The following is a 6,493-nucleotide window of genomic DNA, read 5'->3' as shown; positions in this document are numbered from 1 at the left end:
CTCGCCACCTCTTTTAAATTTAGCGTCTAAAAATACGCAGAATTTCACGCCGTATAGGTAGAAAATCCAGCTTATGTAGATCCACAGAAAGAAAAATAGCGCGACCGAAAACGAGCCGTAGATGCTAAGATAGGTTTTGTTATAAAAGACGTATTGCGCGAAAACCAGTCTTGAAAACCACCATAAAATCGATGCTACGAGCGATGAGGCAAGTACCGCTTTTGCGCGGATCTCGCGGTTGATCGCCGTAGCATAAGTAATCGCAAAAATTCCCCAAACGATTAAGTAGGGTAGAATTTTAAGCAAATTTATCCAGCTCGTAAGCTCGGTTTTATTTAGTAGCTCCTGAAGCTCGCCGCTGATATAAAACGACGCTCCAAGCCCCACAGGAGCGAGCGTCATCAGAGTCCAGTAAGTGCTTAGGCTCTTAAAAAAGCTTCGCTCGGGCGAATGCGAAATGCGCGCGATAATCGCTTCAAAGTCCCCGAAAAACAGCACCGACGTAACTAACACCGCGCAAAAGCCCGTTACGCCAAGGCTTAGCCCGTTTGCCATAAATTCCTCGATATAGTGCGCCATGCTCGCTTGATTTGCGGGCAGAAAGTTTGAAAAGATAAAGCCCATAATCTTATCGTAGTAGCCTTTGAAGCTCGGCAGCTGCATAAAGACGCTAAGCGAGACCATCAGCACCGGCAGTAGCGCCAAAATCGTGTGAAAGCTAAGGCTTGATGCATGGTGCATGAGCTCGGTATCGTAGAGGCGGAAGAAATTTTTGAGTCGGTTTTGCGCTTGCTTAAGCGCCAGTATTAGTTTTTTCATACGGGCGATTTTACATTAAAAATTTAGAATTTCATATAAATTTGCGCAATTTTTCTTTTGTATCGCGGTATATCGTCTATGAAATTTAAAGCTAAAAAATACTACTGAAAATATATAAATTTATATCTCGAATTTAGTCTAAATTTAGGAAAGTTTTTCTAATATGCTAAAAAATAATATTAAATATATCCATAACGAAGGGAAAATAATGGAACGAAGGAAAACGATGAAATTTAAAATTTCATTAGCGGCATGTATGTGCCTGCTATGCAGTAGTTTGGCTGCAGCGCAAAGTGGCGGTAATTCTGCGCCTGAAAAGTCGCAGAATATGGGCGTAATCGAGGTAAATTCCGTCGGCGATAATATCAGCGAGAGCGGTATCGACGAGGGCTTTTTGAGCAAAAACGTGCAACAAGGCCTGCTTGCGGGCAAGCGCGCACTTGATCTTCCCTATCAGATCAACACGATCAGCAAGGAAATCATGAATCACCAAGGCGTCACCGGCTACGAGGAGGCGGTCAAATACTTCCCCTCCGCGCAGATTCAGATGCGCGGCGGCGCTACGGTCGGACGCCCGCAGACACGCGGCTTTGAGGGTAGCGTCGTAGGCAACAGCTTCTGGGACGGCTTTTATACGATTTCGACGACGGCGATTCCGATGGCGATGTTTGAGAGCTTTCAGGTGCAAAACGGCGTCGCAGGCTCGCTCTACGGCGCACAAAACCCGGTTGGCATTTTCAGCTACACGCGCAAGCGCCCGGTAAAAGATCAATACATAATTTGGAGCGATTATATGTCGCGAAGCAACCTAGGTCTTGGTCTTGATCTATCCGATAAATTTGAAAAATTCGGCTACCGCGCGGTATTTTATGGATCAAACGGCGACAGACAACCGAAGGGCTCAAATTTGCAGCGCCGCCTAGCCAGCGTCACGATGGAATTTTATCCGACGGGCGATCTTACTTTTGAAACCGCGGCAAGCTATTATGAGCACAATACCAAGGGCTTTGCGGGGCAGTTTGCTCTCGGCGTGCGAGACGGTAAGATTGTAGACGGCATGGAGCTTCCAAAGGCGGTAGATTCTTCAAAACGCGGTCTTGGGCAGAGCTTTGGAGGAATGCATCTAAAAACCACTACCGCAAGCGCAAAATTTAAATTTACGCCTACCGATAAATGGTATTTAGAGGGCGGCTTTCAGTTTCAGCGCGCCGATCGTGATACTCATGGCGTTGTAAATTATATCTTGCCTAGCACACATCCGCAATATACAAAGCCGGGCGATTATCAAACCAGACACAGCGGCGGTGCTACGGCAGCATATAGATATGACCTGCCAAGCGGCTATCTCAAGGCCAACACGCAGTTTGACACGGGCAGCGTAGGGCACGATTTTAGCGTGCAGACCAACGGCTATCACTGGACGCAGGATAGATATAAGATCGCAAGCACCAACTACACCTCGCCTACCATCGGCAATATCTACGATCCTAAAATTCTAAATTACACCGGCGCTAGGCGCGGAAGCGGGTTATATCATTTCGCAGTCATAGATATGTATAACGTCTCGGTGCTAGACGATATTACGATAAACGATAAATTTGACGTGATGTTAAGCGCATCTAAGGCGTGGATGAGGCAGGAATCCTACAATGCCCGCCAGCAAAGACTTGTTAAAGCCTATAGCGATTCGGGCTATAGTTGGGCGAGCAGCTTGATCTTTCATCCGGTAGAGGATGCCAGCATCTATTACACCTACGCAGATAGCTTGCAGCAGGGCTCTACCTATGTTTATCCCGCGAGCAGCCCATATGCGGGCGAGGTCGCCTCTACGTCGCCGTATCGCTCCAAGCAGCACGAGATCGGCGCTAAGATTCGCGTAGCCGATATGATTGATTTTAGCGTGGCGTATTTTGATATACGTCGTCCGATTGCTTACTTGAATAGTTCTACGGGGATCTACGGCATAAATGGCGAGCAGCGCAACCGCGGATTTGAGTTTATGAGCGGCGGACGAATTACGCAAAATTTAAGCGTGCTGGGCGGCTTTACCTACATCGATCCTAAGATGCATAACGTAAGCATCGCGGGCGCTAATCGCAAGGTCGCAAACGGCATCCCTAAACTAAACGCAAATTTAATGCTTGATTACGTGATCCCGGGCACCGATAAGCTTGCGATCAGTACGAATTTCCACTACACTAGCAAGATGTATCTGGACGATCTAAACACCCAGAGCACTCCTAGCTTTTTCGTTACCGATCTTAGCGTCAGATACACTAGCGAGCATCTTTTGGGCGATAAGACCACGCTGCGCTTCAACGTAAATAACGTATTTAACAAAAAATACTGGGCGGGAATGTATCCTGCTAGCGCCGACGGTGCGGGCGGACTTAACGTAACTAGCGTGCTAGGCTCGGCAAACGGCGTAACGCTAGGCGAAAGCAGAAGCTTTATGCTCTCTGCGGAGGTAAAATTTTAAAATCTAGCGGGCTTAAAATTTCTACTTCGGCGGCGCGAATGGTTATAGCGCCGCTTTTAAATTTATGAAATTTTATCGCTCTAAGCGGCAAGATTAAATTTAACGAGGCTTGATTTTAATATATTTTAAAATTTAAGCCTCGCTTTTGGAATTTTAAACCTTGATTTTAAAATTTCGATCTTAAAATTTTAAGTCGCCGCGCCTCAGCTTGCCCGCAAATTTTATCGCGCGGTTTAAAATTTAGCCGTTTTTGGTTATAATCTTTGCAAAACCACGAAACGGAGAGCAATGAAACAAGTTTTAATCATCGCAAGCGGAAAGTTTGCGCGCCATTTTTTATCCAAAGTTTGTAAAATCAAAGATGTCATCAGATCATATCGCGTCATAGCTAAAAATACGGATGCCGTGCCCTCAGAGCTTGAAAACGAGTCAAATTTTTCGGTCGAAATTTTTGATCCTACTAGCATTGAGCGGTTGCGCGTGGTGCTAGCAGGAGAGGAATTTGACCGCTGCATAGTGATAATGGAGGATGAATTTGACACTAAAGTAACGCTTGAAAATTTAAAGACGCTCGCTCCGGATTTAGAGCTTTACGTGGCTGATTTTTGGGGACTTTTGCGCGATAATAAAAATGAAGCTCACGTAAAAATCGTAAATACCCTTGCGCTAAATTCTTCGCGCTTCATCGGCTTTTTGCCCGATAGCCCCGTTTTTGCTGATAACATTGGGCTTGGGCGCGGAGAGATAATGGAGGTAAAAGTGCCCGTAGGAAGCTCGTTCGCGTATAAAAAAATCAGCACGCTTTCTAATGCCAAATATCAAATTCCGATGATCTACCGCCACAACAATTACATCGTAACGACGCCCAGCTCGCGGATCTATCCGAATGATACGATCTTAGTCGTGGGTGAGCCTAGTGCGCTGCGAGCGGTGTTTGCTGAAGTAAAAAAGCAAAGTGGGCAATTTCCATCGCCGTTTGGGCTAAATATTTTCGCGCTAATCGATATGAAAAAAATGAGCGACGACGAGATAGCTAGGACAGTTAGGGCGCTTGAGTTTTTGGATTTGCATATTAGAAATCATAAAATTTATCTGCGAATTTTAAATCCTCTGCTAAACGACGCTTTTAGCGAGCTTAAAGCTCTGTGTGAGCGAGATAAATTTGAAATTCTCATCAATTACTCGGGCGAATTAAATTTAAAGCGCGACGTGAGCGAAAATAAAGCAGGCTTGGTAGTTTGTTCAAGCGGAGTTTTTGAGGCGAAAAAAGCGGCGCTTAAAGCGCTTGAAATTCCGGTGTTAAGCCTTGGAGAGGGCGAGCTAAAAGATGTGCGTAAAAGTGTCGTGCTAAGTGCCGGCGAGCGGCTTCGCGAGGAATCAAGCATCGTCTTTGACATTAGCTCGCAGCTAGGGCTAGACGTGTATTTGTATCTTTTCGGCGAGAGCGAAAAGGGCGAGTTTGCGCAAAGCTACGTGAGCTTATCGAAGCTTTTTAAGCAGAGTTTATTCGTGATTCCTTGCGAGCGACAAAATCCGATTTTAGCGCTAGGTAGCGAGCGAGATCTGCTACAATTTGTGCCATTTAATGATAGAATTTTGGCGCGCAAGCTCACATCTATTTTCAATCAGGATTTGGATCAGATGTATTTTAAACTCGGCAAAAATCATCAAATTTTCGTTCCGAGCGATTACGGGTATGAAAAATAATCGAAATTTATGTTACAATTACCCAAAAATCAAAGGCTAGCGTATGAAAATCGATCTTAATTTAGGTAAAAAATACAGCGTTTTTATCGACGAATTGCAAGAGATCAAGCTCAAAGGCAAGGTAGCGATCATCACAAACCCCAAAGTAGGCGGGCTGTGGCTTGATTTTTTATTGCAGCGGTTAAAATGCGAGCAAAAATTTATCATCACGATCCCAGACGGCGAGGAGTATAAAAATACCGCGAGCGTGGAGCAAATCTTAGAGCAGCTTTTCAGCTCCAAGCTTGATCGCAAAAGCACGCTCATTGCTCTTGGCGGCGGCGTCATCAGCGATATAACGGGCTTTTGCGCGAGCATTTATGAGCGCGGTATCGATTTTATCAATATACCTACGACATTGCTAGCACAAGTGGATGCAAGCGTCGGCGGCAAGACGGGCGTGAATAATCGCTTCGGCAAAAATTTAATCGGCTCCTTTTATCAGCCGCGTGCGGTTTATTGCGAGAGCAAATTTTTATCGACGCTTCCTGCGCGAGAGTTTGCGGCGGGCGTAGCAGAGGCCGTAAAGATGGCTGTATGCTTTGATGTCGAACTATTTAAATTTTTCGAGACGTACGATCTGAAAAGCGCCGATGAAATTTCGCACGTAATCGCTCGTTGCGTGGAGATTAAAGCAAGCGTCGTAGAGCGTGATGAGCGCGAAAGCGGCGTGCGTGCAGTGTTAAACTACGGACACACCTTTGCTCACGCTATCGAAAAAATTACTAATTATAAAAAATTTTTGCACGGCGAGGCTGTGGCGATCGGCATGGTGATGGCAAATGCTTTGGCGCGGCGTCTCGGTAAACTAAGCGGCGAACAGGAGGAGCAGATCCGTAAAGTGCTTCAAAAATTCGCACTTCCGATAAAATTCCACGTAGAGGATGCGGCGGAATTTTACGAGCTATTTTTTCTCGATAAAAAAAGCGAAAACGGCAAGATAAAATTTATCCTGCCCGATGGTATTGGTAAATTCTACGCTTCCAAAGAGATCGCAAAAGATGAAGTAATCGCAACGCTGAAAGAGTTTGAATGAGAGCGCTTGCAGCTATTTTTTTGATTTTTAATCTTGCATTTTGCGAGGCAAATTCTACGCTCTCCGCCGCGCATACGCGCTTAGAATCTAACGCTAGCTCCGCCGCTAGTGAGAAGAAAGATGAAAATTCTAAGCTATCCGCGTCGCTAAAAGATCAGATCCGTGTTATTGACGATGAGATCAAAAACAATATCTGGGTCTCTCGCTTTTCAAATTTCATCGGCTATCAAAATTTACAAAAGCAATCCAGCCAGCTCGAAGCGGAGCTAAAAAAGAGCGCCGGCACCGATAAGATCGCAGAGATTCAAAAAAGACTTCGCGCCGTAAAAGAGCAGCTCATACTGCTAAAAGAGTATGAAAAATCTCCGTTTTTAGATATCATCGCGATGCCTGAAACTCCCGAGCCTGCGCGC

The 6,493-nt window shown here is 45.5% G+C and carries 4 protein-coding genes and 1 pseudogene; 4 read left to right on the top strand and 1 reads right to left on the bottom strand.

Annotated elements, in window-relative coordinates; genetic code table 11:
* Positions 1 to 819: YihY family inner membrane protein (locus Q0238_RS03875; RefSeq protein WP_297943071.1), on the bottom strand; the 819-nt coding region annotated here is incomplete at its 3' end.
* Positions 820 to 1,045: 226 nt separating this feature from the next.
* On the opposite strand from Q0238_RS03875, the gene Q0238_RS03870 reads away from it, so the two are divergent.
* From Q0238_RS03870 to Q0238_RS03855, 4 genes and pseudogenes are all read left to right on the top strand, one after another.
* The gene (locus Q0238_RS03870; RefSeq protein WP_297943073.1) at positions 1,046 to 3,298 is read left to right on the top strand and encodes a TonB-dependent receptor; all 2,253 of its coding nucleotides are present in this window, start codon (positions 1,046 to 1,048) and stop codon (positions 3,296 to 3,298) included.
* A 288-nt stretch (positions 3,299 to 3,586) separates the two neighbouring features.
* Positions 3,587 to 5,005 (top strand): TrkA C-terminal domain-containing protein, encoded by a 1,419-nt coding sequence (locus Q0238_RS03865; RefSeq protein WP_297943069.1) that lies wholly within the window; start codon positions 3,587 to 3,589, stop codon positions 5,003 to 5,005.
* 43 nt (positions 5,006 to 5,048) lie between these two features.
* On the top strand, positions 5,049 to 6,080 hold the full coding sequence (gene aroB / locus Q0238_RS03860) for a 3-dehydroquinate synthase (protein ID WP_297943068.1): 1,032 nt from the start codon (positions 5,049 to 5,051) through the stop codon (positions 6,078 to 6,080).
* Positions 6,077 to 6,493, top strand: a pseudogene (locus Q0238_RS03855) (mechanosensitive ion channel family protein); the annotation flags it as partial. The gene aroB and the pseudogene Q0238_RS03855, both read left to right, overlap by 4 nt.

It is taken from the genome of uncultured Campylobacter sp. (genome assembly GCF_938045775.1).
Classification (GTDB): Bacteria; Campylobacterota; Campylobacteria; order Campylobacterales; family Campylobacteraceae; genus Campylobacter_B.
This window is presented reverse-complemented; position numbering and strand designations above follow the sequence as displayed.

What these genes read in the sequence shown, in the direction of transcription:
- Q0238_RS03870 (WP_297943073.1), top strand. Translation starts at nt 1,046, where the DNA reads ATGAAATTTAAAATTTCATTAGCGGCATGTATGTGCCTGCTATGCAGT.
- aroB (WP_297943068.1), top strand. Translation starts at nt 5,049, where the DNA reads ATGAAAATCGATCTTAATTTAGGTAAAAAATACAGCGTTTTTATCGAC.
- Q0238_RS03865 (WP_297943069.1), top strand. Translation starts at nt 3,587, where the DNA reads ATGAAACAAGTTTTAATCATCGCAAGCGGAAAGTTTGCGCGCCATTTT.